Genomic DNA, 26,541 nt, shown 5'->3' on the forward strand with positions numbered 1-26,541 from the left:
CGCAAGGGCCGCCCCGCCGCGCTGGGGGCGTCCCCCTCCCGCGTAGCGAGAGAGGGGGAAGGCGCGAAGCGACTCAGGGGGAGCTTCATCAAAACTTGGCTTGCAAACCCACCGTAACGGTGCGTGCGGCCCCCGGCGCCACCCACACGCGGCTGTACGAGCTGGTGTAGTGCACCTTGTTGAACACGTTGTCCACGTCCAGCGACAGGTTCAGAGTGGGGCTCAGGCGCCAGTACGCCATCAGCTTGGCCGTGGTGTAGCTGGGCAGCTCAAACGCGGCGGTGCCTGCATTGGCCTCGGCCTGCGTGCGGGCCTGGCCCAGGCGTTTGCCCATGTGGGTTACGCCGCCGCCCACGCCATAGCGCTGGCCGTTGGCCAGTGCGTTTTCGTACACCGCCAGCACGCTGCCGTTGATGCGCGGCACATTCAGCAGGCGGCCGCCCACCTCCAGCGTGTTGTCGCGGGTCACCTCCACGTCGTTGACCACCAGGCTCGCATTCACGCGCCAGTGGGTGCTCAGGCGGCCTGCCAGGTCCAGTTCCAGGCCCCGGCTGCGCACTTCGCCTGCAGCGGCGGAGAAGCCCGCGTTCACCGGGTCGCTGGTCAGCACATTGCGCTTGGTGATGTCGAACAGCGCCGCCGTGGCGCCCAGGCGCTGGTCGGCGCTCTCCCACTTGGCGCCCAGCTCTAGCGCACGGGATTTTTCCGGGTCAAAGCCGTTGCCCGCCACATTGCTGCCCGTGTTGGGGCGGAACGAACTGCCCGCATTGGCATACACCGTCCACCTCGGCGTGGGCAGCCAGCTCACGCCCAGGCGCGGCGACACGGCCGAGGGGCTTTGCGCCGTGGTGCGGTGGGTGATGCGGTTTTGCAGGCTCTGGTCGTAGTGGTCGGCCCGCAGCCCGGCCATCACGCGCCACTGCTCACCCAGCTTGAGGGTGTCCTGCACATACAGCGCGGTGTTGCGCTGCTTCTCCAGCGTGTCAGTGTTGCGCCCCGGCGTGGGCTGGGCCTGGCCGTAGACGGGGTTGAAGATGTCGATGGCATAGGGCGCGGCAGCGCTGGGGTTCACGCGCAGCATCACCGAATCCATGCTGAAGCGGTAGCTCTCCACCCCCACCAGCAGCTCATGCTCCAGACCGCCGGTGCGCAGGTTGCCCTGCAGCTCGGCCTGCACGGCCACATCGTCCGACTGAAAGTCGCGATACCGCCGCTGGCGCGTCAGCGTGCGGCCATTGGCCTGCAGGGCTGTGGCTTCGGTCGAGAAGCCTTCCATCCCCGTCTCGCGGTACGACAGCCCCACGCGGCTGCGCCAGTCAGGGTTCCACTCGTGCGACAGCACCAGTTGGTGCGTCTGGTTGGTCACCGTCACATCGCCATCGGCAGGCTCGCCCAGAAAGCGGCTGGCGGGCACGGCCCCAAGGCGGTTGTTGACCGCCACCACGCCCCGGTCCAGCGGAGTTGCGTGGCGCAGAAATTCAGCCGTGTACTCCAGCACCGTGTCAGGCGAGAGCTTCCACGTGAAAGCCGGGGCCACCACCTGCCGCTGCGCGCGCACATGGTCGCGAAAACTGCCCTTGTCCTCCACCGCCACATTCAGGCGGTAGGCCAGCCGGTCGTTGATGGGGCCGGTGGTGTCCAGCGCCGCACGGCCCAGGCCGTAGCTGCCCGCATAGGCCTCCACCGAATGCGCGGCCTTCCACAGCGGCTTCTTGCTCACGATGTTGAGCGTGCCGCCGGGCTCGCTGCTGCCATACAGCGCTGCGGCGGGGCCTTTGAGGAACTCCACCCGCTCCACCCCCGCCAGATCGCGCGGCGCATTGAAGCCCCGGTTGGACGAAAACCCGTTGAGCAGCGTCGCCATGCCCGTGTTCTCGTTGCCCGGCAGGCCCCGGATGGCGATGTTGTCCCACAGCCCGCCAAAGTTGTTCTGGCGCGAGACACCGCCCACATAGTCCAGCACATCATCCAGCCGCGTGGCGCCCAGGTCGTCCAGCGTCTGGCGCGACATCACACGCACCGACTGCGGCAGCTCGCGCAGCGGCAGGCTGGTCTTGGCGCTCTCTGCCTCGTCGGCGTAGTAGGTGCCTGAGGCACTGCGGCCCACCACGTCCACTGCCGACAAGGTGGGCGGCGTGACCACATCGCCGTCTGCGGCCCAGGCGGGGTGGAGGGAGGCCAGCAGGGCCGCTGCCGCCAGGGCCGTCAAAGTGGGGCGCGGCAGGGGCGCTGGGCGTGAAGAAGAAACGGAGGAAGAAGAGGAACGCATGGCAAACCAGTCCAAAAAAGCAGATGAATGCAAAAACGGGGCCTGTGTGCCTGGAGATGAGGCGCACATGGCCGCGTGCCCGCACCACCCCACGGGGTGAATGCAAGGGCGAAAACGAAAAGGGGGGTGCGCTGTGGAGCGCAGGCTGGCTGGGGCCCGACGCGTGTCAGGCCCGCTGGGCTGGCGGAGGATCGCGTGCAGCAAACGGCCAGCGCACCTGCTGGGCCGTGAAGGGGTCTGCGCCCCGCGGCGCGATGGCGTTGGGTTCAGCGGGCGGTTGCGGCTGGCGGGCCGGTGCATGCGCCAGACCCGCCTCCAGCGCGTGGGTCAGGCACCAGGCGCAGGTGGTGTGTGTCTCTTCGCTGTGTTCGTCGCTGGCTGTGGAGCGGGTTGCCAACGTTTCCACATCGCCTGCGGTTGCCGAGGCTGTGGCGCTGCGCACCAGCTCCTGAATGTGCCGCGCCTCATGCAAGGGCGCACCCGCCAGCGCGTTGAACAACGCCACCAGCAGAAGCACGATGTGGAAAGGCAGGGCGGGGGTGTTGCGGCGCAGCATGAGGGGATGCGAATCATACTCAACTGCGGGTGGTGGCTTGATGCCAGCTGCCAGCGAGAAAGTGGCGGCGGACCGGCTCCGCACGTTCTCAAGCTATAGTTGGTTCGATTGAAACTTGCCGGGTTTTACAGAATTTATAACCCTGGATTTTGAACAGGTCTATGACTGCAAACTTGGGCCGAAAGCCACTTGGGAATCCGTGTCCAGAATATCCCGCATGGTCCAGTTTATCCAGCAGGTTTTCCGGGATACATCATGTTAGGCCCCACAAAGTGAATCTTAGTTTTACCTTCCACGACAACAAAACGGGACACCAAGACATTGTTCTTCGCTTTGCCGGGGAAGAGTGGATATGCGATTCCTATTACTTCGCAATCGACAACGAACTTCTTCCTGAGACCGAAGATGATCGAAAGATTCGCGCAGTACTCGTGCGACTTCATGAACAATGGCTTGAGGCTGTACAGGAGCTGAAAGCTGATGAGGTCGCTTATCTGCCATTTGACTTTTCAGACCAAGGCACTGGCTGGTTGCGCTGCACCGCCACTTCTACTGGCTATTCGGTCGTTCAAGGTTGGTCGAGCGTAGAAGGCTGGTCATTCTCCCCTTCGGCAGTTGGAGGGCTTTTGCACAAACTCGAAGACTTTCGCGCTAGCGGCCCCGCATTGGAAGTTGCGGCTAGCGATCTTCAGGCCGCCATTCGTGGGTCTGCCGCATGTGCGGCTTACCCTTCCAAGGAGAGGGACGTCCAAGGGCTATCGTCGCCCTCGGCCGCCCCTCATGTCAAACGCTAGACCGCGATGCAGCTAGCAGTTCGGTACACCTTTTGGGCGGTGGCAGCAATCCTGTTCGGTGCCGCCTTGAACAGCGCTCTTCAGCAACTCACCGGCGCTGAACGGTTCGATGCTGTTCTACCCTGCGCCCTCATGCTTACGGGGGCAAGTGTTGGCTACCTAGGTACGCTCTTTGTTATTCCTTCCGGCGGCGCCAGTTGTGAGACTGAGAGTGAGGAAGAGCCAGACAATACGGTGGACGGCGATCTGACGTAGTTCTCTAAATCTTTCTCAGACCGGTCGCTCTAACTGCTTCTTGGATACTGAGCTCAGATGCTTTCAATCCGACCAATAAAAACGCCAGCAAGCGCTGGCGTTTTTCTATGATGGAGGAGCGATTACCCCTTCTGCACCATCTTAATAATGCTGGAAAAATCCAGCCCCCCATGCCCCGCCAAGCTGTGCGCCGCATACAAATTCCGCGCCATGCCCCCCAGCGGCGTGGCAGCCTTCACCGCCATCGCATTCTCTTGCGCCAGCCCCAGGTCCTTGAGCATCAGGTCCGTGCCAAACCCCCCCGCGTAGCCCTTGCTGGCGGGCGCGGTTTCCATCACGCCGGGGAAGGGGTTGTACTTCTCCAGCGCCCAGTTGCCGCCCGAGCTGCGGCGCATGATTTCGCTCAGCACCTTGGGGTCCAGGCCGTTGGCGACACCCAGGGCAATGGCTTCGCTGGTGCCGGCCATCAGGATGCCCAGCAGCATGTTGTTGCAGATCTTGGCTGTCTGGCCTGCGCCCACGCTGCCTGCGTGGAAGATGTTGGCGCCCATTTTTTCGAGCACGGGGCGGGCGCGTTCCAGGTCGGCGGCGTCGCCGCCCACCATGAAGGTGAGGGTGCCTGCAATGGCGCCGCCGGTGCCGCCCGACACGGGGGCGTCGATAAAGGCCACGCCCTTGGCCTTGGCGGCGTCGGCCACCTTGCGGGAGGTGGCGGCTGCGATGGTGGAGCAGTCGATGATCAGCGTGCCGGCAGGCAGCTGGGCTAGCAGCTCGCCCGCGCCGAGGAACAGGCCTTCCACATGCTGGCTGGCGGGCAGCATGCTGATGACGACTTCGGCGCCTGCGACTGCGGCCTTGGCGTCGGCGGCGATGGGCACGCCGTCTGCCGCCAGCTTGTCGCGGGCGGGCTGGGAGAGGTCGAACGCGCGCACTTCGTGGCCTGCCTTGTGCAGGTTGTGTGCCATGGGGCCGCCCATGTTGCCGAGGCCGATGAATGCGATTTTCATGCTGTGTTGCTCCTGGATGTCGTTGTGATGGTGAAAGGGAATGGGTGCGGATTTAGTATGAATTTGATAGCTATAAAGGCTTATCCATTGCGCGGTAGCGGCCTAAAAAGCTTGAAATCTAGGGGCAGATGTCGGCCCCGCGCTGGGCCAGCTCGGCGCGCAGCACCGAGCGGTGGCAGCGGGCTTCGTCCTCGCAGTAGCAGCCCAGCGACATTGCGCTGTGGTGCGACAGCGCGGCCAGCAAATCGAGCGTGCGGCTGGCCTCGGGCTGGGCCAGTTCTTTGCGGAACTGTTTGGCGAAGGCATCCCACGCCTTGTCGCCTTCTTGGCCGGTGGGCACCTGCTGGCCCTGGGCCATGAGGTCGGCGCTGGGGGAGAGAAGGGGGTACCACACGTCGTAGTAGTCGCGGCTGGCGAACTCAGCCTTGGGCACACCACGCGGCGGGCGGCGCACGGTGCCGATGCGGGTGCCTTCCCCGGCGGCGCGCGGGGTGCCAAGGCGGACGATGCGTAGGGGCATGGTAGGGCTCCGGGTCGTGGTAGGTAACGGTGGCTCAGTCGTCGGCTTCGAAGATGCTGTGCTTCTTGGCAGCGGTTTTTTTCGGCGTCTTGCGGGCGGCGGATGGCGCTTTTTTGCCCGCCGCTGGGGAGCCGGTCTTCTTGCGTGGCGATGCTTTGGCCAGCGGGTTGTAGGCCAGGGCTTCATCCACCCAGTAGTTCCATTGCGCGCGGGTGGCGTAGCCGTTGGGCTCCACCCAGAAGTAGCCCTGCATGCCGCCGCCGGGCGAGAGTTCGCGGGTGTTTTCCATCTCCTGCAGCTCGCCGTGGCGCTCGGGCGGCAGGCGCACCAGCAGGTCTTCGCCCTTGACGGCGATGCACATCTTGCCGTCCACAAAAAAGGCATAGGTGCCGAACAGCGGCCGCTCTTCCACGTCGCTGCGGTGCGCGAGCGCCGTGCGGATGGCGTCGATCAGGTGCAGGGTTTCGTCGGAGAGAGGGCGGGCGGGCATGGCGGCTGGTTCAAAGGGTGCTGGCTAGATACCTGTCTCAGATGGCTGTCGCTCCCTCTCCCCTTGTGGGAGAGGGCTGGGGAGAGGGGTGAAACCGGCGCGGCGCGGGTGCAGCCCCCTCTCCCCAACCCTCTCCCGCGAGGGGAGAGGGGGTGGCCCCCGGCGCTGCTGCGGGTGCGTGGGCTGGTGTTCCTGTCTGAGAGAGGTGTTTCATGAGGAAAATCGGCCGTTATCACCCGTTGGATAAGCGCTGGTAGCTATGAAAACAGGAGTAAACGCTCAGCGAATCACTTCCGTCGCATCCCCATCCAGCATGCGCCGCGCAATGATGACGCGCATGATTTCGTTCGTGCCTTCCAGAATCTGGTGCACGCGGGCGTCGCGCAGCAGGCGCTCCAGCGGGTACTCGCGGATGTAGCCGTAGCCGCCGTGCAGCTGCAGGGCGTCGTTGATGACGATGAAGCCTGCATCGGTGGCAAAACGCTTGGCCATGGCGCAGTAGGTGGACGCGTCACGCGCACCGGCATCCAGCTTGCTGGCGGCCAGGCGCACCATTTGGCGCGCGGCGACCAGCTCGGTGGCCATGTCGGCCAGCTTGAACTGCAGGGCCTGGAAGCTGGCGATGGGTTTGCCGAACTGCTTGCGGTCTTGCATGTATTGCTGGGCGGCGTTGAGAGCGCCTTGCGCTGCGCCCACCGAGCAGGTGGCGATGTTGATGCGGCCGCCGTCCAGGCCCTTCATCGCGATCTTGAAGCCTTCGCCCTCGCGGCCTAGCAGGTGGTCGGCCGGGATGCGCACGTTGTCAAAGCTGATGGTGCGCGTTGGCTGGCTGTTCCAGCCCATCTTCTGTTCCTTTTTGCCGTAGCTGATGCCGGGCGTATCGGCGGGCACAGCAAAGGCGCTGATGCCGCTGGCGCCGGATTGCGCATCACCCGTGCGGGCCATGAGCACCAGCACGTCGGTGCTGCCTGCGCCGCTGATGAAGGCCTTGGCGCCGTTGATGACGTATTCGTTGCCTACCAGCTCGGCGCGGGTCTTGAGCGAGGCGGCGTCGGAGCCTGCGCCGGGCTCGGTGAGGCAGTAGGAGGCGAGCTTTTCACCCGTGGTCAGCAGCGGGCCCCAGTGGTCGCGCACGGCGGGCGTGGCCCAGGTGCCCAGCATCCAGGTGGCCATGTTGTGGATGGTGATGAAGGCAGTGGTGCTGGGGTCCACAGCCGCCATTTCTTCAAAGACCAGGGTGGCGTCCAGCCGGGGCAGGGCGAGGCCGCCGGCGGCTTCGGGTGCGTACAGGCCACAAAAGCCCAGCTCGCCCGCCTTGGCGATGGCTTCTTTCGGGAAGATGCCTTCCTCGTCCCAGTGTGCGGCGTGGGGTGCGAACTCAGCTTGTGCAAAGTCGCGGGCCGTCTGGGCAAAGGCGCGTTGTTCTTCGGTGAGTTCAAAGTCCATGGTGTTCTGTCTCGTCGTCGGTTCTTGTTGTTCTGGGGGCCTTGCTCAGGGCTTGGCGGACGGGTGGTCCAGCGTGAGCCAGCGCATCAGGCCCTTGCGGCGCGCCTGGGTTTCGGCCGTGAGGCACTCGTGGTACAGACGCGGCCACTGGGGTTGCGATTCGTTGCTGCGCTGCGCCTGCTTGCAGCGCGTGGTGCGTCCGCGCTGCCAGGCGGTGTGCTCCTGGCGCAACTGGGGCCGCTCGTGGGCCGACAGGGCGCGCATCACGTCGCCGTAGAGGATGGCGATCTCGGTGTCTGCCGCCTGGAAGGCTTGCACGGCGCAGGCGTTGGTTTCGTCCACGGAGCCTCCGGGTTTGCAGGCGGCACCGGCCTGTGCGTGGGCATCGGCACCCATCAGCATCGCGCAAGCAGCACCGAAGACCATGGCCCATCCCCGCATCGTTGTCTGAAAAGTTTGCATGCCCCGCTTTTACCATCGACAGCCGCGCGCAAGAACTGGCACAGCCTAGGCCAGTGCCACCGCGCAAGGGCCGCCCCGCCGCGCTGGTGGCGTCCCCCTTCCGCATCGCGCAGCGATGCAAGAGAAGGGGGAAGGCGCGTAGCGCCTCAGGGGGATGTCACTTCAAACTAATCGTCGTATTCACACCATGCGAGATGGTGCTGTCATCAAACCAGCGCGCCGTCACCGTCTTGGTCTGCGTGTAGAACAGAACGACCTGCTTGCCGTAGGGGCCCAGGTCGCCCAGCTTGGAAGCGCGCGAGCCCGAGAACGAGAACAGCGGCACTGGCACAGGGATTGGTACGTTGATGCCGACCTGGCCCACGTCGATCTCTTCCTGGAACTTGCGCGCGGCCGCACCCGACTGGGTGAAGATGGCGGTGCCGTTGCCGTTGGGGTTGCTGTTGATGAACTCGATGGCTTCGTCAATGTCGGCTGCGGCCGACAGGCACAGCACGGGGCCAAAGATTTCCTGGTCGTAGATGGCCATGCCTGGCTTGACGCCGCTGAACACCGTGGGGCCCACGAAGTTGCCCTTTTCGTAGCCGGGCACATTGGGGTTGCGGCCGTCCAGTTCCAGTGTGGCGCCGTCGGCAATGCCGCGCTCGATCAGTCCTTGCACACGGTCCTTGGCGGCGCACGAGACCACGGGGCCCACGTCCGTGCCCTTTTCGGTGCCTGCGCTCACCTTGAGCGTCTTGGCCTTCTCGACCAGCTCGGGGATCCACTTTTGCGCCTCGCCCACCAGCACCACCACCGACAGCGCCATGCAGCGCTGGCCTGCGGCACCAAAGGCGGCACCGGCCAGGGCGTTCAGGGTCTGTTCCTTGTTCGCGTCGGGCAGCACGATGGCGTGGTTCTTGGCGCCCATCATGCATTGCACGCGCTTGCCGTTCAGGCTGGCGCGGTTGTACACGTGCGTGCCCACCTTGGTGGAGCCCACGAAGCTGATCGCCTTGATGTCCTTGTGGTCGCAGATCGCGTTCACAGCGGCTTCGCCACCGTGGATCACGTTGAGCACGCCAGGGGGGATGCCTGCTTCAAGCGCCAGCTCCACCAGGCGCATGGTGACCATGGGGTCTTGCTCGGACGGCTTGAGCACGAAGGTGTTGCCCGTGGCGATGGCCATGGGGAACATCCACAGCGGGATCATGGCGGGGAAGTTGAAGGGGGTGATGCCTGCGCACACGCCCAGGGGCTGCAGCAGCGTGTAGGTGTCCACGCCACCGGCCACGTTGTTGGCCAGCTCGCCCAGTTGCAGATTGCCGATGCTGGCTGCGTGCTCGACCACTTCCAGGCCACGGAACACATCGCCTTCGGCGTCGGGCAGGGTCTTGCCTTGTTCTGCCGTGAGGATGGCGGCCAGCTCGGCCATGTTCTCGCGGATCAGCTGCTGGTACTTGAGGAAGATGCGGGCGCGGGCGCCGATGGCGGTCTTCTTCCAGGTCTTGAACGCTTCCTGGGCCGATGCCACGGCGGCGTCGATTTCTTCAGGGGTGGCAAACGGTACGCGGGCCAGCACTTCCTGCGTGGCAGGGTTCACCACGTCGCGCCACTGCGTGGTCTTGGACTCGACGAACTTGCCGCCGATCAGCAGTTTGACGGTGGGGGCCAGCACGGCCTGGGAAGTCGGTGCATTCATGGATTTGTCTCCTGGGTTGGCACGCGGCGGTTTGCCGACGAATGGCGCATCGTAGCTGTGCAAAATTGCTGAAGCAATAGACAATACTGCACTTTGGTTTTGCAAATTTGCACAGCATTGATCGCCACGCCTTGCTTGGCACGCCGATCACGGCACTGGGCACTGGCGAGCGCGTTCAACTACCGTTTCTAGGATCATGGACTGGGACAACCTGCGTTACTTCCTGGAGCTGGCCCGCTCCGGCACCCTGGCCGCCGCCGCCCGCCGCGCGGGGGTGGAGCACACCACCGTGGCCCGCCGCATCCAGGCGCTCGAAAAGCAGATGGGCGCTGCCCTGTTTGCGCGCGAGGCGGGCGGCCACCGGCTGACCGAGGCCGGGCGCCAGCTGCTGCCCGCCGTGGAGGCCATGGAAACCGCCGTGCTGGGCGTGGAGCGCGCCGCCCCGGCGCAGGCGGGCGCGGGGCCCTCGGGCCTGGTGCGGGTGGGGGCGACCGAGGGGTTTGGCACGCTGATCCTGGCGCCGCACCTGGCGCGGCTCACGCAAAAGCACCCGCACTTGTCCATCGACCTGCTGGCGCTGCCGCGCATGCTGCACCTGTCGCGGCGCGAGGCGGACATCGTCATCTCGCTGGAGCGGCCCACGCGCGGCTCGGTCATCGTCACCAAGCTGGCCGACTACACGCTGCACCTGTACGGCCAGCGCGAATACCTGGCGCGCCGCCCCCTGGTGGCCACGCGCGAGGACCTGCGCCACCACGCGTTTGTGAGCTATGTGGACGACCTGCTGTTCACCAAGGAGCTGCAGTTTCTCGACCAGCTCTACCCGCCCGAACGGTTTGCCATGCGGAGCACCAGCGTCACGGCGCAGTACGAGGCGGTGCGCGCCGGGGCCGGGCTGGCCGTGTTGCCCGCCTTTCTGGCCGACACTGACCCGGTACTGGCCCGCGTGCTGCCGCAGGAGGCGCGCTTTACCCGCACCTTCTGGATGAGCATGCCCGCCGAGGCGAAACACCTGGCGCGCATGCAGGCGGTGTGGAGCTTTTTGAAGGAAGTGGGGCAGGGGGAGAGCGGGCGGCTGCGGCCGGACCGGCGGTAGAGCCGTGGCGGGCCCATCGCCTGCACGATTCTTCTTGGCATCCGCCGGGGCGCCGCCTAGCATCCGAGCCACCTATCTGCGTACCAGGAGGCGCCCATGGCCAAGTACCGAATCCTCAGTCTGGACGGCGGCGGCCTGCGCGGCCTGATCACGGCGCGGCTGCTGGCCCGGCTCAATGCCCACCCGCAGGTGGCGGGCTGGCTGAGCACCGTGGACCTGTTTGCAGGCACATCCACCGGCGGCATCCTGGCGCTGGGCCTGGCATCTGGCAAGACGCCCGAGGAAATCTGCACCGTCTACAAGGAGCGCGGCGGCGTCATCTTTGACGACAGCATCTGGGACAACCTGCGCGACCTGGGCAAAACCGTGGGCGCAGACTACTCCAGCAAGGGCCTCAAGACCGAGCTGAAAGCCGTGTTTGGCGACCTGAAGCTGCGCGACATCACCCGCAAGGTCGCCATCCCCACCTTCGACCTCGACAACGAGGAAGTGGCCGCCAAACGCACCTGGAAGCCCAAGATCTTTCACAACTTCAAAGGAGCGGACTCGGACGGCGAGCAACTGGTGGCCCACATCGCCCAATACACCAGCTCGGCGCCCACCTACTTCCCCTCGGCCGACGGGTACATCGACGGCGGCGTGTTTGCCAACAACCCCAGCATTGTGGCGCTGGCCCAGGCGATTTCACGCCGCAACCAGCCCGCAGAGCGCGCCGCGCTCCATGAAGTGGTGATGCTGTCGCTGGGCACCGGCGTGAGCCTCACCTACATCAAGGGCCAGACGCTGGACTGGGGCTACGCGCAGTGGGCGCAGCCGCTCATCAACGTGCTGATGGACGGCGTGGCCGGTATCTCTGACTACCAGGCCCGGCAACTGCTGGACGACCGCTACCACCGCCTGCAGATCGTCTTCCAACCGAACGAAACGATTGCGCTGGACGCGGTGGACAAACTGGACCGCATGGACGAGATTGCCACGGGGCACCCGCTGCAGGAGACGGTGGATTGGCTCAGGGACGTGTGGCTCTCGCCGTGATCTGTGTCGGACTCGGTAGGATCGCGCCGTTCCTCCCTGCCCGATATGACTTCTTCGCCCCCCATGGCGCCTGCCCATCACCCGGTGCCCCGTGTCCGCCAGCGCGCCGCCGCCATCGTGCGGCGTGAGGATGGCCGGGTGCTCTTGCACCGGCTGCAGCGCGATGCCTTCTGGGCTCTGCCGGGCGGCGGCATCGAACCCGGCGAAAGCGCCGCCCAAGCCATCACCCGCGAGCTGCAGGAAGAGCTGAACATCGTGGTGGCGCTGGAGGACCTCGCCTTTGTGGTGGAGAACTTCTTCAACTATGCAGGCGTGGCGTACCACGAGATCGGGCTGTACCTGCACGCTCGGCCACTGCCTGGATCGTTGCTCGACGTGTCGGCGGGCCCGTACGAAGGTGTTGAGGGCGACCAGCAGCTTGTCTTTGCGTGGTTTGACCGCGAGCAGCTGGCTGGATTGGATCTGCGTCCCGCCTTCCTGCGCAGTGCGCTCATGCGGGAGACTGCGGGCGTGCAGCACATCGTGCACCGGGATGCGCCGTAGTTGCTGGGTGATGGCTTGGTCGGGATAAGGCCCGTCGGTTGCCCTCAGAATCGCGCCACCAAAACTTACCGGTTCCCCCGGAGCACACCGTGAATCCTCTCGAACTCCAGGCCTATCTGCACCAGCACATTCCCTTGTCCCACGCCATGGATGTGAGCGTGGTGGAGGCATCGCCCCACCAGGTGGTGCTGAGCGCGCCGCTGGCGCCCAACATCAACCACCGCGACACGGTGTTTGGCGGCAGTGCCTCGGCCGTGGCCATTCTGGCGGCGTGGTCCATGCTGCACCTGCGGCTGTCGGCCGAGGGGCTGGGCAGCCGCCTGGTGATTCAGCGCAACACCATGGACTACCTCGCGCCCATGGCGGGCACCTTTACCGCCGTGGCCCAGGCGCCGGCCGCGCAGGTGTGGCAGCCCTTTGCGCGCATGCTGCAGCGCAAGGGCATTGGGCGCATCGTGCAGGCGTCGGTGCTGCACTACCAGGGCGAGGCTGCAGGGCAGCTGGAGGGGGAGTTTGTGGCGTTTGGGCCTGGCTACGTGTCGCCAGCCTGAGGGGCGCGAGCCCCGGGCGCCACGGCGCGTGCTCCGGGTAATCCTGCAAAGTGGGCCGGGGAGCCCCGTTTTATTGCGCCACCGCCGCCTGCTGCGCAGCGTACGCTCCGATCACAAGGCGAAGCGGTGGCTGGCGGGAGGTTTCCCAGCACGGCACCGGGATGTCGCCACGCAGGAGTTCAAGGCGATGTCACCTCTTCTTTCCGGTCTTGCATCCGTAGCCTCGCTGGTCTTCAACGCTGCCTCCAGCGGGGCGGCCAAGTCTGCTGCGCCCCGGCGTGGTAGCGAAGAAGCGCAGGCGCAGCCATCGGCCGTGGTCACGCTCAGCCCCCAGGCCGAGGCGCTGGCGGGGTTTGCGGGCAAGGGCATTCTGGTGTCGCAGGGCAAGGTGGATGGGGCCCTGGGCGCCGTGCAGCGCGGCAGCGGCAGTGGTGGTGGCCTGGTGGGCTTGCCTGCGGCGGGGGGCTCGGTCTCTGCGCAGGACTTCAAGGCGCTGCTCAGCGAGTTTGGTGCGGACGATGCCCAGAAGGAGCAGATTGCCGCCGGGTTTGACACCAGCAAGGACGGCCGGATTTCGCACCAGGAGTTTTTGCAGGGCCTGGCCAGCACGTCGATCACCCGGCCGGGCAATGATTTTTCGCAGGCCGTGCTGCAGTTGATGGACCGCAGCGGCATTGCCGATGGGGTGGTGAGCCAGAGCGAATTTGCCGCGCTGGCCACGGCGTTTGCCAATGCAGAAAAGCGGGTGGGGGCTGCATAGGCCCATTGCGGGCCACGTGGCGCACCCTCAACATAAAAGCGGCTCCGAGGAGCCGCTTTTGTCATCAATTGCTATGTAAAAGATAGCAAACTTTTGTTTTCTATGGCGCGGAGAGGGCGTTTTTTCCTCTTGATAACGCCCTGGTTCGACCTGGTCTGCGCTAGTGCGCGCCGCCTGCATCGGCGGCGCCGCCGCCACCTGCCGTTCTGGCAGGCCGCTTGGTCAGCCAGATCAGCGCGATCAGCAGCAGGAACAAACCCGCCGAGCCGAGGAAGATGTCATTGGCCGCGCGCGTGAACGCCTGCTGGTCGATGAGCCGGTTGATCTGCGCCAGCGCCTGCATCTGCGTGAGGCCGGACGCGGTGAGGTTGTCCAGGGTTTGCGCAAACACGCCCTGGCCCTGCACCAGCCCTTCGGTCAGGTGCGCGTGGTGCATGGCGGCGCGGCTCTCCCACAGCGTGGTGGCGATCGACGTGCCCATGGCACCGGCGGTGATGCGCACGAAGTTCGACAAGCCCGCTGCCGCCGGGATGCGCTCTGGCGGCACCCCCGCCAGCGTGAGCGTGGTCAGCGGGATGAAGAAGAACGCCATGGCCGCACCCTGCAGCAGGGTGGGGATGAGGATGTGGATGAAATCCGTCTGCACTGTGAACTGCGAGCGCATCCACAGCACCGTGCTGAACACCACAAACGCGCCCGTGGCCATGCGGCGCGGGTCCCACTGGCCCACCTTCTTGCCCACTAGCGGCGTGAGCAAAATGGCGAAGATGCCCACCGGCGCCAGCGCCATGCCGGCCGACGTCGCGGTGTAGCCCATCCACTGCTGCAGCCACAGCGGCAGCAGCACCACGTTGCCGAAGAAGAGGGCATACGCCACCGACAGCGCCAGCGCGCCAAAGGTGAAGTTGCGGCCCTTGAAGAGTTTCAGGTCCACCACCGGGTGCTTTTCGGTCAGCTCCCACACCAGAAAGACGGCAAACGCCACCACGGCGACCACGGCCATGGTGATGATCTCGCCCGAGGCGAACCAGTCCAGCTCCTTGCCCTTGTCGAGCATGAGCTGCAGCGCGCCCACCCACAGCACCAGCAGGCTGAGGCCCACCGTGTCGATGGGCAGTTTGCGGATGGGGGTCTCGCGCTGGCGGTAGATGCCCCAGGTGAGCAGCCCGGCCAGCAGGCCCACGGGCACGTTGATGTAGAAGATCCACGGCCAGGAGATGTTGTCGGTGATCCACCCGCCCAGCAGCGGCCCCACCACGGGCGCCACCAGCGTGGTCACGCCCCACAACGCCAGGGCGGTGCCCGCCAGCGCCTTGGGGTAGCTGGCGAGCAGCAGGGTCTGGCTGAGCGGGATCATCGGCCCCGCCACCAGTCCTTGCAGCACGCGGAAGAACACCAGCGCCTCCAGCGACCCGGCAAAGCCGCACAGCCAGGACGTGAGCACGAACAGCAGCACGCTCATGGTGAACAGCCGCACCGCGCCAAAGCGCTGCGTGAGCCAGCCAGTGAGTGGCACCGAGATGGCATTGGCCACACCAAAGCTGGTGATGACCCAGGTTCCCTGGCCCGGGCTCACGCCCAGGTCACCGGCAATGGCGGGGATGGAGACGTTGGCGATGGACGAATCCAGCACGTTCATGAACGTGGCCAACGACAGCGACAGCGTGCCCAGCAGCAGGGCGGTGCCTTGCAGCGGTGGGTAGGCGGCAGGAGGCCCGGGCGGGGCAGGGGTTTGTGTTGCAGCAGGCGCCGAACTGGCGGGCGCCTGGTCTGCAGTGGGGTTGGCGGCGGTCATGCGCTATCCACCCCGTTTACTGCACCACAGGCGACTGTACTGCCGAGGCCACCGGGGCCGAAGCGTGTTGCTGCTGGCTTTGCGCTGGCGCCTTGCCCACCTTGGGCGATGCCACGGCCACGGCGGCCTTGCCGCTGCGGCCCAGGTTGGCGGCGATGATGTGGGCCACCTCGTCGTCGGCGGCCTTGAACTGCTCGTCGAAAACAGCGGTGGCGGCCACGGGCGTGGTGCGCTGGGTGTCGGCCAGCGTCTTGCCGCTCTGGTCGGCAGTGTCCACCTTGACTTCCATCGACAGGCCCACGCGCAGCGGGTGCTCGGCCACTTCCTTGGGGTCGAGCGCAATGCGCACGGGCACGCGCTGCACCACCTTGATCCAGTTGCCGGTGGCGTTCTGCGCGGGTAGCAGCGCAAAGGCGGCGCCGGTGCCGGCGCCCAGGCCCGTCACCGTGCCGTGGTAGGTCACCTTGGTGCCGTACACGTCGGCCTCCAGCTCGGCCGGTTGGCCGATGCGCAGGGTCTTGAGCTGGCTTTCCTTGAAGTTCGCGTCCACCCACAGGTCGTTCAGCGGCACCAGCGTCATCAGCGGGGCGCCTGCTTGCACACGCTGGCCCACCTGCACGCCGCGCTTGGCCACATGGCCGTCCAGCGGGGCGACCAGCTGGGCGCGCTGCACGGCCAGGTAGGCCTCGCGCACGCGGGCCGAGGCACGCGCCACGTTGGGGTGCTGCTCGATGGACGTGCCCTCGGTCTGCGTCTGGCTGGCGGCCAGCTGCTCTTGCGCGGCCAGCACGGCCGACTGGGCGGCGGCCACGGTGCTCTTGGCGGCGGCCAGCTGGGCAGTGGCGTGCTGGAACTCTTCCTTGCCCACGGCGCCGCTGGCCATCAGCGGGGCGCGGCGGTTCACGTCGTCCTGCATGCGGGCGGCATCGGCCTGGGCGCGGGCCAGGTCGGCGCTGCGCAGGCTGACCTGGGCCTTCAAGGTGGCGTTGTTGGCATACAAGGTGCGCACCTCGCGCACGGTCTGGGCCAACTGGGCCTCGGCCTGCTCCAGTGCCACGCGGGCGTCGGCAGGGTCCAGCTTGACCAGCAACTGACCGGCCTTCACGTAGTCGGTGTCGTCTGCGCCGATGGACACCACGGTGCCGCCGATCTGCGGCGTGATCTGCACCACGTTGCCCGCCACGTAGGCGTTGTCGGTGGTCTCCACATGGCGGCCATTGGCCCAGTGCCAGCCGCCCCAGCCGATCGCCGCCAGCGCGACGGCGGCGGCAATGAGGGTGAGGCCCCGGCGGCGGGCGGTGTTGGCTTCGTTGGCGGTGAGGGGTTCGCTGTGGGCGGTCATGGCAGTGTTCTTTCAGGAATGTGTTGTTGTGTTTTTGGATGCGTGTGGTGTGGTGGCCGGTCAGTGCGCGGCGGCGGTGTGCAGCACCGCTGTGTCATCGGTCCAGCCGCCGCCCAGGGCCTTCATCAGCACCAGGCGGGTGTCGAGCTGGCGCGCGCGCAGGTCCACGGCCAGGCGGCGCTGGGCCAGCACCTGGCTTTCGGTGGAGAGCACCACCAGGTAGTTGCCCAGGCCCGCGCGGTAGCGCTCCTGCGCAAAGCGGTAGGCCTTTTCAGCACTGGCCACGGCTTCGTCCTGCAAGGCCTGCTGGCGGGTGAGCGACTGGATGGACGCCACGGCGTCGCCGGCTTCCTTCACCGCATCGAGCACGGCGCCGTTGTACTGGGCGATGGCGGCATCCAGCTCGGCCGCGCGGCCGCCCAGCTGGGCGCGCAGGCGGCCGCCGTCAAAGATCGGCAGGCGCAGCGCGGGCGTCACGCCCATCTGGCGTGAGCTGCCGTTGAACAGCCGGTCCAGCCCCAGCGAGTTCAGGCCAATGAACGCACCGATGTTGATGTTGGGATAGAACTCGCTGCGCGCGCTGTTCACGCCTTGCGTTGCCGCCTCCACGCGCCAGCGGGCGGCCACCACATCGGGGCGGCGGCCTAGCAGGTCGGCGCCCAGCACCTCGGGCACGGCGGTGGGCTGCAGCGCGGTGAGCCGGGGCGTGAGCTGGGGCAGGGCATCGGGCGCCTGGCCGGTCAGCACGGCCAGCTGGCGGCGGCCCAGGGTGATCTGTTCGTCCAGCGCTTCGATTTGTGTGCGGGCGTCGGGCACGGCGGCCTGGGCCTGGGTCAGTTCGACCTGGCTGTCCAGGCCTGCGGCGGTGCGTTCTTGCGTGAGCTTGCGCTGTTCTTCGCGTTGCTCCAGCGCACGTTGGGCCACGTCGCGCTGGGCCACCAGCCGGGCCAGGGCCACATAGCTGCGGCCCACCTGGGCAGCCAGCGTGTTGGCAGCGGCCGCAGCATCGGCCTGGGCGGCGCGGGCCTGGCCCAGGGCGGCCTGCAGCTCGGCGGCGTGCTGGCCGAAGAAGTCGGGCGACCAGCTCAGTGTGGCTTGCACGGTGCCGCTGTTGTAGGTGTTGCCGGCGATGGGGGCGGGCACCAGCCCGTTGGCGGTGTAGCGCTGGCGGGTGGCGTCCACGCCCAGCGTGGCTTGCGGGCCGTTGGCGGCCTCACGCACCTGGCTCAGGGCCACGGCTTGTTCCAGGCGGGCGCGGCTCACAGCCAGGCTGGGGTTGCCTTGCAGGGCGGTGTCGATCAGGGTGTTGAGCTGCTCGTCACCCAGGGCTTTCCACCACTGGCTGGTGGCCACAACGTCGGTGGTGGCGGCGGTCAGACCAGCGGCGGCCGGGGTGGTTTGCGCCAGCGGTGTGTGGGCGGGGCCTGGGTTGGCGCAGCCCACCAGCAGCAGTGCGGCGGCCAGGGCAACGGCCGACACCGCCAGGTGGGCGGCGAGGGCGGAGCGGGTGGACAGGGGAGTTGGGGCAGTGGCGGTCACGGAAATCTCCAGGGGCAGGGCAACAGGGCGGGATCAACCGGCTGCGGGTTCGGTGGGTGAGGGGGTCTGCTGGCGCAGCGCTTCGCCGTTGGCCAGCATGCGGCGCAGCATGGACAGCAGAAGCTGCCACTCGTCATGGCTGAAGTCGCTGAGGTGGCCGTTGAGCACGTCGGCCAGCACGGGGGGCACCAGGGCTGCAATGCGCTGGCCTTCGGCCGTGAGCTTGAGCTGCACGACGCGGCGGTCCACGGTGGAGCGCTCCCGCACCACCAGGCCCTTGGCTTCCATGCGGTCAAGCGACCGGGTCATGGAGGCGGGGTCGGTCTCCAGGTCCCGAGCCAGAGTGGCCACCGTGGCGGTCTCGCACAGCGACAACTTGAACAGCGGCAGCCACTGGGCGTAGGTCAGGTCGTGCAACGACAGCTGGGCATCGGCCTGCGTGCGTATGGACGACATCACCTTGCGCATCAGGTAGCCGACGCTGTTTTCGGGCACCAGCTTGCTGGGGTCGTAGTGCTCGGCGTTGTAGAACGCGGGGGCTTGGCTGGGTTTGGGGGGAGCTGACATGGGTGAGGAATTTAATTGACTAGACAATTATTGTCTTTGCATTGATTAAATTCCTGACACCGAAAAGGGGCCTTTGGGCTGGGGCGGGGCCCACGGACGGGGTGTAACGGATGGCGGTTTGCGGTGCCGGAATTCGCGCATGCGACCGAAGCGCGCCCCTGCGATCAATCTCACGCACAGTCAGTTTGCTACGTATTTGATAGCTTTCGAGGCATGTTCGACTAGCGCATCAATCCAAAAAGCCTTGATATTTGGAGCTCAGGCCGTCATCGATATAGTGGGGCGCCTCGCTGTTCGACCCTTCCGTACCTTGCCCACCGGGACACCGCCATGACCGCTGCCGCTGATTCCTCTGTCTCCCTGCCCACCGCCTCGGACATTTGCCCGCCCTTGCGTTTTGCTGTGATGGGCGCGGGCGCCGTGGGCTGTTACTTTGGTGCCCTGCTGGCCCGCGCGGGCCATGCCGTCACGCTCATCGGGCGGCCCGCCCATGTGCTGGCGGTGCGTGACCACGGCCTGCGGCTGCAGACCGCAGCGATGGACGTGCAGGTGCCCCTGGCGGCCAGCACCGAGCCCAGCGCGGTGCACGGCGCGGACGTGGTGCTGTTCTGCGTGAAGTCGTCCGACTCGGAAGACGCTGCGCGGCAGATTCGCCCCCACCTCGCGCCCGGCGCGCTGGTGCTGACCTTGCAGAACGGCGTGGACAACGACGAACGCGTGCGCGCGGTGCTGGACGCCAGCACCCCCGTGGCCGCCGCCGTGGTGTATGTCGCTACCGCCATGGGCGGCCCCGGGCACGTCGTACACCATGGCCGGGGCGAGCTGGTGATTGCACCTTCGCCACGCAGCGACGAGGTGGCCCGCCAGCTCACGGCAGCGGGCATCCCTACCCAGGTGTCAGACAACGTGCGCGGTGCGCTCTGGGCCAAGCTGGTGCTCAACAGCGCCTACAACGCGCTGTCGGCCCTGTCGCAGCAGCCCTACGGCCCGCTGGTGCAGGTGCCCGGCGTGACGCAGGTGATTGCCGACATCGTGGCTGAATGCCTGGCCGTGGCGGCTGCTGACGGTGTGACGATTCCGGGCGATGTGCAGGCGGCGGTGCGTGGCATTGCCAGCACCATGCCCAGCCAGTATTCGTCCACCGCGCAGGACCTGGCGCGGGGCAAACCCACCGAGATCGACCACCTGAACGGTTATGTGGTCAAGCGCGGCGCAGCACTGGGGGTGCCGACGCCGCTGAACCACGCGCTGAAGGTGCTGGTGAAACTGGCCGAGATGAGGCGCGCTGCAGGCTGAGTTTCGGAAGCGGTCAGGCCAGCGCCGCTTCTTCCAGCAACCGCTCACGCACGGCCTGCGCGGCCTGCACCATGTGGCGCAGGGCGGCCTCGGTCTCCGGCCAGCCCCGGGTTTTCAGGCCGCAGTCGGGGTTCACCCACAGGTGCTCCACGGGCACGACCTCGGCGGCCTTTTCCAGCAGCGCAGCCATCTCCTGCACGCCAGGCACGCGGGGCGAGTGGATGTCGTACACGCCGGGGCCGATCTCGTTGGGGTAGCGGAAATCACCGAAGCCTTGCAGCAGTTCCATGTCCGACCGGCTCGTTTCAATCGTGATCACATCCGCATCCATGGCCGCGATGGCGGGCAGGATGTCGTTGAACTCGCTGTAGCACATATGGGTGTGGATCTGCGTGTCGTTGCGCACGCCGCTGGCGCTGATGCGGAAGGCGCGCGTGGCGCGCTCCAGGTAGCTCTTCCACCCCGCGCGGCGCAGCGGCAGCCCTTCGCGGATGGCGGGCTCGTCGATCTGGATGATGGCGATGCCGGCGGCTTCGAGGTCGCACACCTCGTCTCGGATCGCCCAGGCGATCTGGTCGGCCGTGGTGGCGCGCGGCTGGTCGTCGCGCACAAAGCTCCATTGCAGGATAGTGATGGGGCCGGTGAGCATGCCCTTCATGGGCTTGGTGGTCAGGCTCTGTGCATATTGCGTCCAGGCCACCGTCATGGGCTTGGGGCGGGCTACGTCGCCGTAGATGATGGGCGGCTTCACGCAGCGCGAGCCATAGCTTTGCACCCAGCCGTTGGCGGTGAAGGCAAAGCCGTCGAGCTGCTCGCCGAAATATTCGACCATGTCGTTGCGCTCGGCCTCGCCGTGCACCAGCACATCAATGCCCAGCGCTTCCTGCTTGCGCACGGCCAGTTCGATTTCGGCTTCCATCTTTTGTTGGTAGTGGGCTGCATCGAGCGCACCGCGCTTGAAGGCGGCGCGCGCGGCACGGATCTCTGCCGTCTGCGGGAAGGAGCCGATGGTGGTGGTGGGCAGCAGCGGCAGCTTGAGCCGCGCACGCTGGGCCTTTTGCCGGTCGGGGAAGGCGCTGGCCCGCTGGTCGGCCCCGGGCGCCGCAGCCGCAATGCGGGCGGCGACGGTGGCGCGGTGCACACGCGGACTGGCGCGGCGCGCGGCCAGGGCGGTGCGAGCGGCGTGCAGTTCGTCATCCACCGCAGCCTCGCCTTGCGACAAGGCGGTGGACAGCACGCGCAGTTCATCCAGCTTTTCCACCGCAAACGCCAGCCAGGACTTCACCTCGGCATCGAGTTGCGTTTCAGCCTGCAGACTGAACGGCACATGCAGCAGCGAGCACGATGGCGCGAGCCACAGCTCGCCCTGGTGTTTGTTGGCCACGGGGCGCAGCTTTTGCAGCGCTGCATCCAGGTCGGTGCGCCAGATGTTGCGGCCGTCCACAATGCCCACCGACAGCACCTTGTGCGAAGGCAGCCAGTCCGCCACGCCCACCAGCTCGTCGGGCGCGCGCACGGCGTCCACATGCAGGCCGGCCACGGGCAGCTGGCAGGCCAGGCGCAGGTTCTCGGCCAGGGGCGAGAAGTAAGTGGCCAGCAGCAGCTTGGGCGCGCTGCGCGCCAGTTGCCAGTAGCTGGGCTCGAACGCATGGCGCCAGGTGTCGGGCAGGTCCAGGCCCAGGATGGGTTCGTCGATCTGCACCCATTCCACACCCTGGGCCTTCAGGCGTGCCAGCACGGCCTCGTACACGGGCAGCAGTTGGGTCAGCAGGCTGAATCGGTCAAAGCCCGCCGTTTTGGATTTGCCCAGCCACAAAAAGCTCAGCGGCCCCAGCAGCACGGCTTTGACGCGGTGGCCCAGTGCCTGGGCCTCAGCCACCTCGGCAAACAGGCGCTCGTTGGCCAGGTGGAACTGGGTGTGGGCGCTGAACTCGGGCACGAGGTAGTGGTAGTTGGTGTCAAACCACTTGGTCATCTCCAGCGCGGGCTGGCCAGCGGTGGTGTGTTTTGCGGTGCAACCGGCGCTGCAGCCTTGGTGGTCGTCTGAGGCGTGCGCCGACACACCCCGCGCCATTGCAAAGTAGCGCGCCAGCTCGGGCGTGTGGGCATCAAAGCCAAAGCGCGCAGGCTCGCAGCCCAGCAGTTGGATGTGGTTGGCCACATGGTCGTACAGAGCAAAGTCGCCCACGGTCACAAATCCCAGGCCCGCATCGGCCTGCGCCTGCCAGTGCAACTGGCGCAACTGGGCGGCCGTGGCCTGCAGATCGGCCTCGGTGCTGTCACCGCGCCAGAAGGATTCGAGTGCGAATTTCAGCGCGCGCTGCGCCCCCATGCGCGGAAAGCCCAGGGTGTGCGTGAGCACAGGGCGGCGGGTGGCGGCTGTTACGGCGACTGCGGCGAGCGACATGGTGATTTCCTTCTTCTGAATGGAGCAATGCAATGAAGGCACCGATGGTCGCGCGGGCTCGTTTATTATTCAAACGAAAGTTTTGGTAGTTCAACTTGAAAATTAATAATGAACCAGTCGATCCTGGAAGTGCGCCACCTGCGAACCCTGTTGGCCCTGCGCGACAGCGGCAGCCTGGTGCGGGCCGCGCAGTTGCTCAACCTCACGCAGTCGGCGCTGTCGCACCAGATCAAGCTGCTGGAAGACCGCTACGGCCAGCCGCTGTTCGAGCGCAAATCGGTGCCGCCGCAGTTCACCGCCGTGGGCGAACGCCTGCTGGCGCTGGCCGATGCCATGCTGCCGCAGGTGGAAGGGGCCGAGCGCGATATTGCCCGCCTGGTGCTGGGGCAGGGCGGGCAGATGCGCATTGCGGTGGAATGCCACACCTGTTTTGACTGGCTGATGCCCGCCATGGACGCGTTTCGCACCCGCTGGCCCGAGGTGGAGCTGGACATCGTGAGCGGCTTTCATGCCGACCCCGTGGGCCTGCTGCACCAGGGCCGGGCCGATGTGGCCATCGTGTCAGAGGTGGATGCCGACGAGGCGGGCGTGGACTACCACCCGCTGTTTGCCTTTGAGATCCGCGCGCTGCTGGCCAACACGCACCCGCTGGTGGCCAAGCCGCACCTGGTGGCGCAGGACTTTGCCGACCAGACCATCATCACCTACCCCGTGCCCGACGAAATGCTCGATTTGATCCGCCAGGTGCTGGAGCCCGCTGGCGTGCGCCCCCCGCGCCGCACCACCGAGCTGACGGTGGCCATGCTGCAGCTGGTGGCCAGCGGGCGCGGCGTGGCGGCGCTGCCGCTGTGGGCGGTGCAGAGCTATCTGGACCGGGGATACGTGACTGCCAGACCGATTGGCGACAAAGGCCTGCGCGGCGAGCTGCACGCCGCCTGCCTGCCCAGCCTGTCGGCCAAGCCGTACCTGCAGGACTTTGTGCAGGTGACGCGCGAGACGAGTTTCGTCACGCTGAAGGGCGTAGAGCTACTTTGATGATGGGTCGGGCGCGTACTTGTCGCCCACTTCTTCGCGCAGCGGGTGGGTGTCGTAGACGATGTTCATGTCGCGGATGCGGGTGCTGCCCGCGTCAAACGTGAACACATCCACGCAGGTGAAGGTCACCTCGCGGCCGTCGTTCAAAGTCCAGTCGTAGCGGAAATAGGCGGCGACCCGCACGGCGCCGCCGTTGTCTGGCTGGGCGGACACGAACAGATCCAGCACCGTGATCACGCTGCCGCTGGAAGCCTGGGCGAGCTTCTTGAAAAAGTCGCCCGCCCGCATCGTGCCCAGAAACGGCGAATGCACCACGCCATCGTCTTCAAAGCAGGCAATCAGCCCGTCGGTGTGGCTGGCGTGCAGGTGGGCGAGGTAGGTGCGGACGGTGTCGAGTGGCGTGGTCATGGGCAGGAGCGTGGTGGAGAAAGATGCCCAGAGCTTCGCCGCGCCCGGCGGCTGCGGCAAGAGACAATGGCGTCTCATACATAAAAGTTGCTTATGTATCTGCGCTACCTGCACTACCTCCAAGCCGTCATCGATCAGGGCTCGTTTGCGCGCGCAGCGCTGGCCTGTGGGGTGTCGCAGCCCGCCATCAGCCAGGGCATGAAGGCGCTGCAGGTGCAGTTCGACGCGCCGCTGCTGGTGCGGGACGGGCGCCGGTATGTGCCAACCGACCTGGCCCGGCGTGTGGTGGCCGAAGGCGCGCCGCTGGCCCAGCGCATCGACGCCTTGCCGCTGACCCGCGCGGGCGCTGCAAACCGCAAGGTGTTGCGCGTGGGGCTCACGGCCTCCGCCGCGCTGGTCTGTGGGCCGCTGCTGTACGAGGCCTGGTGCCTGCCGCAGTCCCAGCGTTCACTGGAGATGACCACCGCCGACGAGGGGAGCCTGCTGACGGGCCTGCTGCATGGCAGTTTCGACGCCGTGATTGCGCCCCGGCCGCGCCAGTTTGCCCACCCGGATGTGGTGCAGTGGCGCTTGTACGAGCTGCAGCCGCAAATTTATGCACGGCGGCGCCACCCGCTGGCGCAGGCCCGGTCACTGGCCGATTTGCAAGGCGCCGCCTGGGGCTGTGTGGGCCCGAGCGTGAGCGGCCCGGTGGATGTGCTGACCGAGGCGCACCGCGTGCGGCGCATGCCAGTGCCGCGCATGGCTGTGCGCTGCCCGGACTTTGCCAGCCTGCTGAACCTGGTGGTGGGCTCGGACCTGCTGGCCGTGCTGCCACACCCCGCGCTGCTGGGGGCTGCGGCAGAGCAGGTGGTGCCGCTGCAACTGGCCGAGGCACTGCCGCTGTATGGCATGTGGCTGTTCGAGCGCAAGGCGCGCAAGCCCCGCCTGGGGCCAGAGGTATTCGCGGGGCGGGTGTGAGGCAGGGGCGCCCGGTGGTGGGGCTTAATGCTATTTATTTGATAGCTAATCAGGCATGATGGACGCGCGCAAACGGCCTAAAAGCTTGAAAGCCAACGATCAGCCCGCCACCGTGCCTGGCACCGACACCCGCACGGCACCCGAGGTATAGAACGCATGCAGGTTCTCCAGCACCAGGTCCGCCATCGCACGGCGGGTTTCGTGCGTGGCACTGGCGGTGTGGGGGGTGAGCACCACGTTGTCCAGCGCCATCAGGGCGGCGGGCACATGGGGTTCGTTGTCGAACACGTCCAGGCCCGCACCGGCGATGCGGCGCTCGGCCAGGGCGTCGACGAGCGCCGCCTCATCCACCACGCTGCCACGCGCCACGTTGATGAGGTAGCCCTGCGGGCCCAGGGCGTCGAGCACATCGCGGTTGACCAGGTGGCGCGTGCCCGCGCCGCCCGCCACCGTCAGCACCAGGTAGTCGGCCCATTGCGCCAGTGCGGTCAGCGACTCGAAGTAGGGTAGCGCGCAGCCCTCGGCCGGGCGGCGGTTGTGGTAGCCCACCTCCATGCGGAAGCCTGACGCGCGCTCGGCCACGGCCTGGCCGATGCGGCCCATGCCCACGATGCCCAGGCGCTTGCCCGACACGCGCGTGCCCAGCGCAAACCGCGCCTGGGGCCATTGGCCCTGGCGCACAAACCGGTCGCTGGCGGCAATGCCGCGCGACACGTCCAGCATCAGCGCAAACGCCATGTCGGCCACACAGTCGTTGAGCACGCCGGGCGTGTAGCCCACCTGCACGCCACGCGCCGTGGCCGCGCCGATGTCGAGCGCGTCAAAGCCCACGCCAAAGCTGCTGATGACCTGCAGATGGGGCAGGGCTGCAATCACCTCGCCCGTGAGCCCGATGGACGCCGTGGTGACCACGCCCGAAAACTCCGCACCATGTGCCGCCAGAAACCCCTGCGGGTCGGCCTGGTCGGCCAGGCAGGCCACGCTGTAGCGCGCGGCCAGTTCGGTTTCGAGGGTGGGCAAGGGCAGGCGGCCGATTTGCAGGATGCGGGGTGTGGCGTGCGTCGTCATGGAGGGTGACAGGTGGGTGCAGAGAAGAGGTGGCATGGCAAGCGCTGCCAGACCTGGCAACGCTGCATCGCAAAAAGGAACGGATAGTGGCAGAGAACACAGGGCCGTGTGCGGCCCTTTGCGCGTGGGCTCCTGCCGTTCGGTGCCCCTTACTGCGGCCCGAGCTTCTTGATCAGCGCAGCCAGCTCTTCCACCTCATGGGGCTTGAGGTCCGTCAGCGGCGCCCGCACCGGCCCGCCGTCGTGGCCCACGATGCGCGCACCCGCCTTGATGATCGACACCCCATAGCCTTCCACGCGGTTGCGGATGGCCAGATACGGCATGAAGAACTCCTTGAGCAGCCGGTGCTGCGTGGCCATGTCGTCGGCCGCCACTGCCTTGTAAAACTCCATCGCCGTCTTCGGGATGAAGTTGAACACCGCCGACGAATACACCGGCGTGCCCAGCGCCTTGTAGGCCGCTGCATACACCTCGGCCGTGGGCAGGCCACCCAGGTACGAGAAGCGGTCGCCCAGCTTCATGTAGATGGAAGACATGGTCTCGATGTTGCCGACCCCGTCCTTGAAGCCGATCAGGTTGGGGCAGCGCTCGGCCAGGATGGCCAGGGAGTCGGCCGTGAGCTTGGTGCGGTCGCGGTTGTAGACGATCACACCGAACTT

25 protein-coding genes are annotated in these 26,541 nt (G+C 66.6%); 9 read left to right on the forward strand and 16 right to left on the reverse strand.

The window, feature by feature from the left end; genetic code table 11:
- Nucleotides 1-88: 88 nt before the first annotated feature.
- Both CBY09_RS19035 and CBY09_RS19040 read right to left on the reverse strand, forming a co-directional pair.
- Complete coding sequence (locus CBY09_RS19035; RefSeq protein ID WP_094291237.1) at nt 89-2,269, reverse strand: TonB-dependent siderophore receptor; 2,181 nt, start codon at nt 2,267-2,269, stop codon at nt 89-91.
- Nucleotides 2,270-2,435: 166 nt separating this feature from the next.
- Nucleotides 2,436-2,825: a DUF2946 family protein gene (locus CBY09_RS19040; protein ID WP_094291121.1), complete on the reverse strand. Its 390-nt coding sequence runs from the start codon at nt 2,823-2,825 to the stop codon at nt 2,436-2,438.
- A gap of 272 nt (nt 2,826-3,097) precedes the next feature.
- On the opposite strand from CBY09_RS19040, the gene CBY09_RS23755 reads away from it, so the two are divergent.
- On the forward strand, nt 3,098-3,619 hold the full coding sequence (locus CBY09_RS23755) for a hypothetical protein (RefSeq protein ID WP_133066308.1): 522 nt from the start codon (nt 3,098-3,100) through the stop codon (nt 3,617-3,619).
- 377 nt (nt 3,620-3,996) lie between these two features.
- Here CBY09_RS23755 and mmsB read toward each other — a convergent pair whose 3' ends face one another.
- The 6 genes from mmsB to CBY09_RS19075 all read right to left on the reverse strand — a co-directional run bounded on the left by mmsB (nt 3,997) and on the right by CBY09_RS19075 (nt 9,480).
- Nucleotides 3,997-4,923: a 3-hydroxyisobutyrate dehydrogenase gene (gene mmsB / locus CBY09_RS19050; RefSeq protein WP_276208310.1), complete on the reverse strand. Its 927-nt coding sequence runs from the start codon at nt 4,921-4,923 to the stop codon at nt 3,997-3,999.
- Nucleotides 4,924-4,999: 76 nt separating this feature from the next.
- Nucleotides 5,000-5,401 carry a DUF488 domain-containing protein gene (locus tag CBY09_RS19055; protein ID WP_094291124.1) on the reverse strand — a complete coding sequence of 134 codons (402 nt, stop codon included), beginning with the start codon at nt 5,399-5,401 and terminating at the stop codon, nt 5,000-5,002.
- A gap of 34 nt (nt 5,402-5,435) precedes the next feature.
- Complete coding sequence (locus tag CBY09_RS19060) at nt 5,436-5,891, reverse strand: TfoX/Sxy family protein (RefSeq protein WP_094291125.1); 456 nt, start codon at nt 5,889-5,891, stop codon at nt 5,436-5,438.
- Between the two features lie 279 nt (nt 5,892-6,170).
- Nucleotides 6,171-7,337, reverse strand: a complete 1,167-nt coding sequence (locus tag CBY09_RS19065) for an acyl-CoA dehydrogenase family protein (RefSeq protein ID WP_094291126.1) — start codon at nt 7,335-7,337, stop codon at nt 6,171-6,173.
- Nucleotides 7,338-7,382: 45 nt separating this feature from the next.
- Entirely contained in the window at nt 7,383-7,799 is a 417-nt protein-coding gene (locus CBY09_RS19070; RefSeq protein WP_420807461.1) for a lysozyme inhibitor LprI family protein, read from the reverse strand.
- A gap of 157 nt (nt 7,800-7,956) precedes the next feature.
- Entirely contained in the window at nt 7,957-9,480 is a 1,524-nt protein-coding gene (locus tag CBY09_RS19075; protein ID WP_094291238.1) for a CoA-acylating methylmalonate-semialdehyde dehydrogenase, read from the reverse strand.
- A gap of 196 nt (nt 9,481-9,676) precedes the next feature.
- Here CBY09_RS19075 and CBY09_RS19080 point away from each other — a divergent pair, with 196 nt between their 5' ends.
- The 5 genes from CBY09_RS19080 to CBY09_RS19100 all read left to right on the forward strand — a co-directional run bounded on the left by CBY09_RS19080 (nt 9,677) and on the right by CBY09_RS19100 (nt 13,465).
- Nucleotides 9,677-10,576, forward strand: coding sequence for a LysR family transcriptional regulator (locus CBY09_RS19080; RefSeq protein WP_094291128.1), 900 nt, complete (start codon nt 9,677-9,679; stop codon nt 10,574-10,576).
- A 96-nt stretch (nt 10,577-10,672) separates the two neighbouring features.
- Nucleotides 10,673-11,611 (forward strand): patatin-like phospholipase family protein, encoded by a 939-nt coding sequence (locus tag CBY09_RS19085; protein ID WP_094291129.1) that lies wholly within the window; start codon nt 10,673-10,675, stop codon nt 11,609-11,611.
- 45 nt (nt 11,612-11,656) lie between these two features.
- Nucleotides 11,657-12,154, forward strand: coding sequence for an NUDIX hydrolase (locus CBY09_RS19090; RefSeq protein WP_094291130.1), 498 nt, complete (start codon nt 11,657-11,659; stop codon nt 12,152-12,154).
- A gap of 89 nt (nt 12,155-12,243) precedes the next feature.
- On the forward strand, nt 12,244-12,705 hold the full coding sequence (locus tag CBY09_RS19095; protein ID WP_094291131.1) for a YiiD C-terminal domain-containing protein: 462 nt from the start codon (nt 12,244-12,246) through the stop codon (nt 12,703-12,705).
- A gap of 187 nt (nt 12,706-12,892) precedes the next feature.
- A complete protein-coding gene (locus CBY09_RS19100; protein WP_094291239.1) occupies nt 12,893-13,465 on the forward strand; it encodes an EF-hand domain-containing protein in 573 nt (190 codons plus the stop codon).
- Between the two features lie 160 nt (nt 13,466-13,625).
- Here the strand turns inward: CBY09_RS19100 and CBY09_RS19105 are convergent, their stop codons facing one another.
- The 4 genes from CBY09_RS19105 to CBY09_RS19120 are packed head-to-tail and all read right to left on the reverse strand — an operon-like array spanning nt 13,626 to nt 18,708.
- A complete protein-coding gene (locus tag CBY09_RS19105) occupies nt 13,626-15,260 on the reverse strand; it encodes a DHA2 family efflux MFS transporter permease subunit (RefSeq protein WP_094291132.1) in 1,635 nt (544 codons plus the stop codon).
- 16 nt (nt 15,261-15,276) lie between these two features.
- On the reverse strand, nt 15,277-16,602 hold the full coding sequence (locus CBY09_RS19110; protein WP_094291133.1) for an HlyD/EmrA/EmrK family protein: 1,326 nt from the start codon (nt 16,600-16,602) through the stop codon (nt 15,277-15,279).
- Between the two features lie 60 nt (nt 16,603-16,662).
- Entirely contained in the window at nt 16,663-18,141 is a 1,479-nt protein-coding gene (locus CBY09_RS19115; RefSeq protein WP_205734168.1) for an efflux transporter outer membrane subunit, read from the reverse strand.
- Nucleotides 18,142-18,174: 33 nt separating this feature from the next.
- Nucleotides 18,175-18,708 carry a MarR family winged helix-turn-helix transcriptional regulator gene (locus CBY09_RS19120; protein ID WP_015014212.1) on the reverse strand — a complete coding sequence of 178 codons (534 nt, stop codon included), beginning with the start codon at nt 18,706-18,708 and terminating at the stop codon, nt 18,175-18,177.
- Between the two features lie 330 nt (nt 18,709-19,038).
- Between CBY09_RS19120 and CBY09_RS19125 the strand changes: the two genes are divergently transcribed.
- Nucleotides 19,039-20,004, forward strand: coding sequence for a ketopantoate reductase family protein (locus CBY09_RS19125; protein WP_094291134.1), 966 nt, complete (start codon nt 19,039-19,041; stop codon nt 20,002-20,004).
- Nucleotides 20,005-20,017: 13 nt separating this feature from the next.
- On the opposite strand, the gene metE is transcribed toward CBY09_RS19125, so the two are convergent.
- Nucleotides 20,018-22,411 carry a 5-methyltetrahydropteroyltriglutamate--homocysteine S-methyltransferase gene (gene metE, locus CBY09_RS19130; RefSeq protein WP_094291241.1) on the reverse strand — a complete coding sequence of 798 codons (2,394 nt, stop codon included), beginning with the start codon at nt 22,409-22,411 and terminating at the stop codon, nt 20,018-20,020.
- Between the two features lie 108 nt (nt 22,412-22,519).
- Between metE and CBY09_RS19135 the strand changes: the two genes are divergently transcribed.
- Nucleotides 22,520-23,446 carry a LysR family transcriptional regulator gene (locus CBY09_RS19135; RefSeq protein ID WP_094291135.1) on the forward strand — a complete coding sequence of 309 codons (927 nt, stop codon included), beginning with the start codon at nt 22,520-22,522 and terminating at the stop codon, nt 23,444-23,446.
- Here CBY09_RS19135 and CBY09_RS19140 read toward each other — a convergent pair.
- The gene (locus tag CBY09_RS19140) at nt 23,438-23,854 is read right to left on the reverse strand and encodes a nuclear transport factor 2 family protein (RefSeq protein WP_094291242.1); all 417 of its coding nucleotides are present in this window, start codon (nt 23,852-23,854) and stop codon (nt 23,438-23,440) included. The genes CBY09_RS19135 and CBY09_RS19140 overlap by 9 nt on opposite strands.
- A gap of 93 nt (nt 23,855-23,947) precedes the next feature.
- Between CBY09_RS19140 and CBY09_RS19145 the strand changes: the two genes are divergently transcribed.
- Entirely contained in the window at nt 23,948-24,814 is an 867-nt protein-coding gene (locus CBY09_RS19145; protein WP_094291136.1) for a LysR family transcriptional regulator, read from the forward strand.
- Nucleotides 24,815-24,913: 99 nt separating this feature from the next.
- On the opposite strand, the gene CBY09_RS19150 is transcribed toward CBY09_RS19145, so the two are convergent.
- On the reverse strand, nt 24,914-25,882 hold the full coding sequence (locus tag CBY09_RS19150) for a 2-hydroxyacid dehydrogenase (RefSeq protein WP_094291137.1): 969 nt from the start codon (nt 25,880-25,882) through the stop codon (nt 24,914-24,916).
- Between the two features lie 149 nt (nt 25,883-26,031).
- The coding region (locus CBY09_RS19155) for a dihydrodipicolinate synthase family protein (protein ID WP_240515779.1) at nt 26,032-26,541 on the reverse strand (510 nt) is incomplete at its 5' end.

It is taken from the genome of Acidovorax kalamii (genome assembly GCF_002245625.1).
Classification (GTDB): Bacteria; Pseudomonadota; Gammaproteobacteria; order Burkholderiales; family Burkholderiaceae_C; genus Acidovorax; species Acidovorax kalamii.

Coding starts and splice junctions, on each gene's coding strand:
- CBY09_RS19035 (WP_094291237.1), bottom strand. CDS start 2,269: ATGCGTTCCTCTTCTTCCTCCGTTTCTTCTTCACGCCCAGCGCCCCTG.
- CBY09_RS19040 (WP_094291121.1), bottom strand. CDS start 2,825: ATGCTGCGCCGCAACACCCCCGCCCTGCCTTTCCACATCGTGCTTCTG.
- CBY09_RS19055 (WP_094291124.1), bottom strand. CDS start 5,401: ATGCCCCTACGCATCGTCCGCCTTGGCACCCCGCGCGCCGCCGGGGAA.
- CBY09_RS19060 (WP_094291125.1), bottom strand. CDS start 5,891: ATGCCCGCCCGCCCTCTCTCCGACGAAACCCTGCACCTGATCGACGCC.
- CBY09_RS19065 (WP_094291126.1), bottom strand. CDS start 7,337: ATGGACTTTGAACTCACCGAAGAACAACGCGCCTTTGCCCAGACGGCC.
- CBY09_RS19070 (WP_420807461.1), bottom strand. CDS start 7,799: ATGCAAACTTTTCAGACAACGATGCGGGGATGGGCCATGGTCTTCGGT.
- CBY09_RS19075 (WP_094291238.1), bottom strand. CDS start 9,480: ATGAATGCACCGACTTCCCAGGCCGTGCTGGCCCCCACCGTCAAACTG.
- CBY09_RS19080 (WP_094291128.1), top strand. CDS start 9,677: ATGGACTGGGACAACCTGCGTTACTTCCTGGAGCTGGCCCGCTCCGGC.
- CBY09_RS19085 (WP_094291129.1), top strand. CDS start 10,673: ATGGCCAAGTACCGAATCCTCAGTCTGGACGGCGGCGGCCTGCGCGGC.
- CBY09_RS19090 (WP_094291130.1), top strand. CDS start 11,657: ATGACTTCTTCGCCCCCCATGGCGCCTGCCCATCACCCGGTGCCCCGT.
- CBY09_RS19100 (WP_094291239.1), top strand. CDS start 12,893: ATGTCACCTCTTCTTTCCGGTCTTGCATCCGTAGCCTCGCTGGTCTTC.
- CBY09_RS19105 (WP_094291132.1), bottom strand. CDS start 15,260: ATGACCGCCGCCAACCCCACTGCAGACCAGGCGCCCGCCAGTTCGGCG.
- CBY09_RS19110 (WP_094291133.1), bottom strand. CDS start 16,602: ATGACCGCCCACAGCGAACCCCTCACCGCCAACGAAGCCAACACCGCC.
- CBY09_RS19120 (WP_015014212.1), bottom strand. CDS start 18,708: ATGTCAGCTCCCCCCAAACCCAGCCAAGCCCCCGCGTTCTACAACGCC.
- CBY09_RS19125 (WP_094291134.1), top strand. CDS start 19,039: ATGACCGCTGCCGCTGATTCCTCTGTCTCCCTGCCCACCGCCTCGGAC.
- metE (WP_094291241.1), bottom strand. CDS start 22,411: ATGTCGCTCGCCGCAGTCGCCGTAACAGCCGCCACCCGCCGCCCTGTG.
- CBY09_RS19135 (WP_094291135.1), top strand. CDS start 22,520: ATGAACCAGTCGATCCTGGAAGTGCGCCACCTGCGAACCCTGTTGGCC.
- CBY09_RS19140 (WP_094291242.1), bottom strand. CDS start 23,854: ATGACCACGCCACTCGACACCGTCCGCACCTACCTCGCCCACCTGCAC.
- CBY09_RS19145 (WP_094291136.1), top strand. CDS start 23,948: ATGTATCTGCGCTACCTGCACTACCTCCAAGCCGTCATCGATCAGGGC.
- CBY09_RS19150 (WP_094291137.1), bottom strand. CDS start 25,882: ATGACGACGCACGCCACACCCCGCATCCTGCAAATCGGCCGCCTGCCC.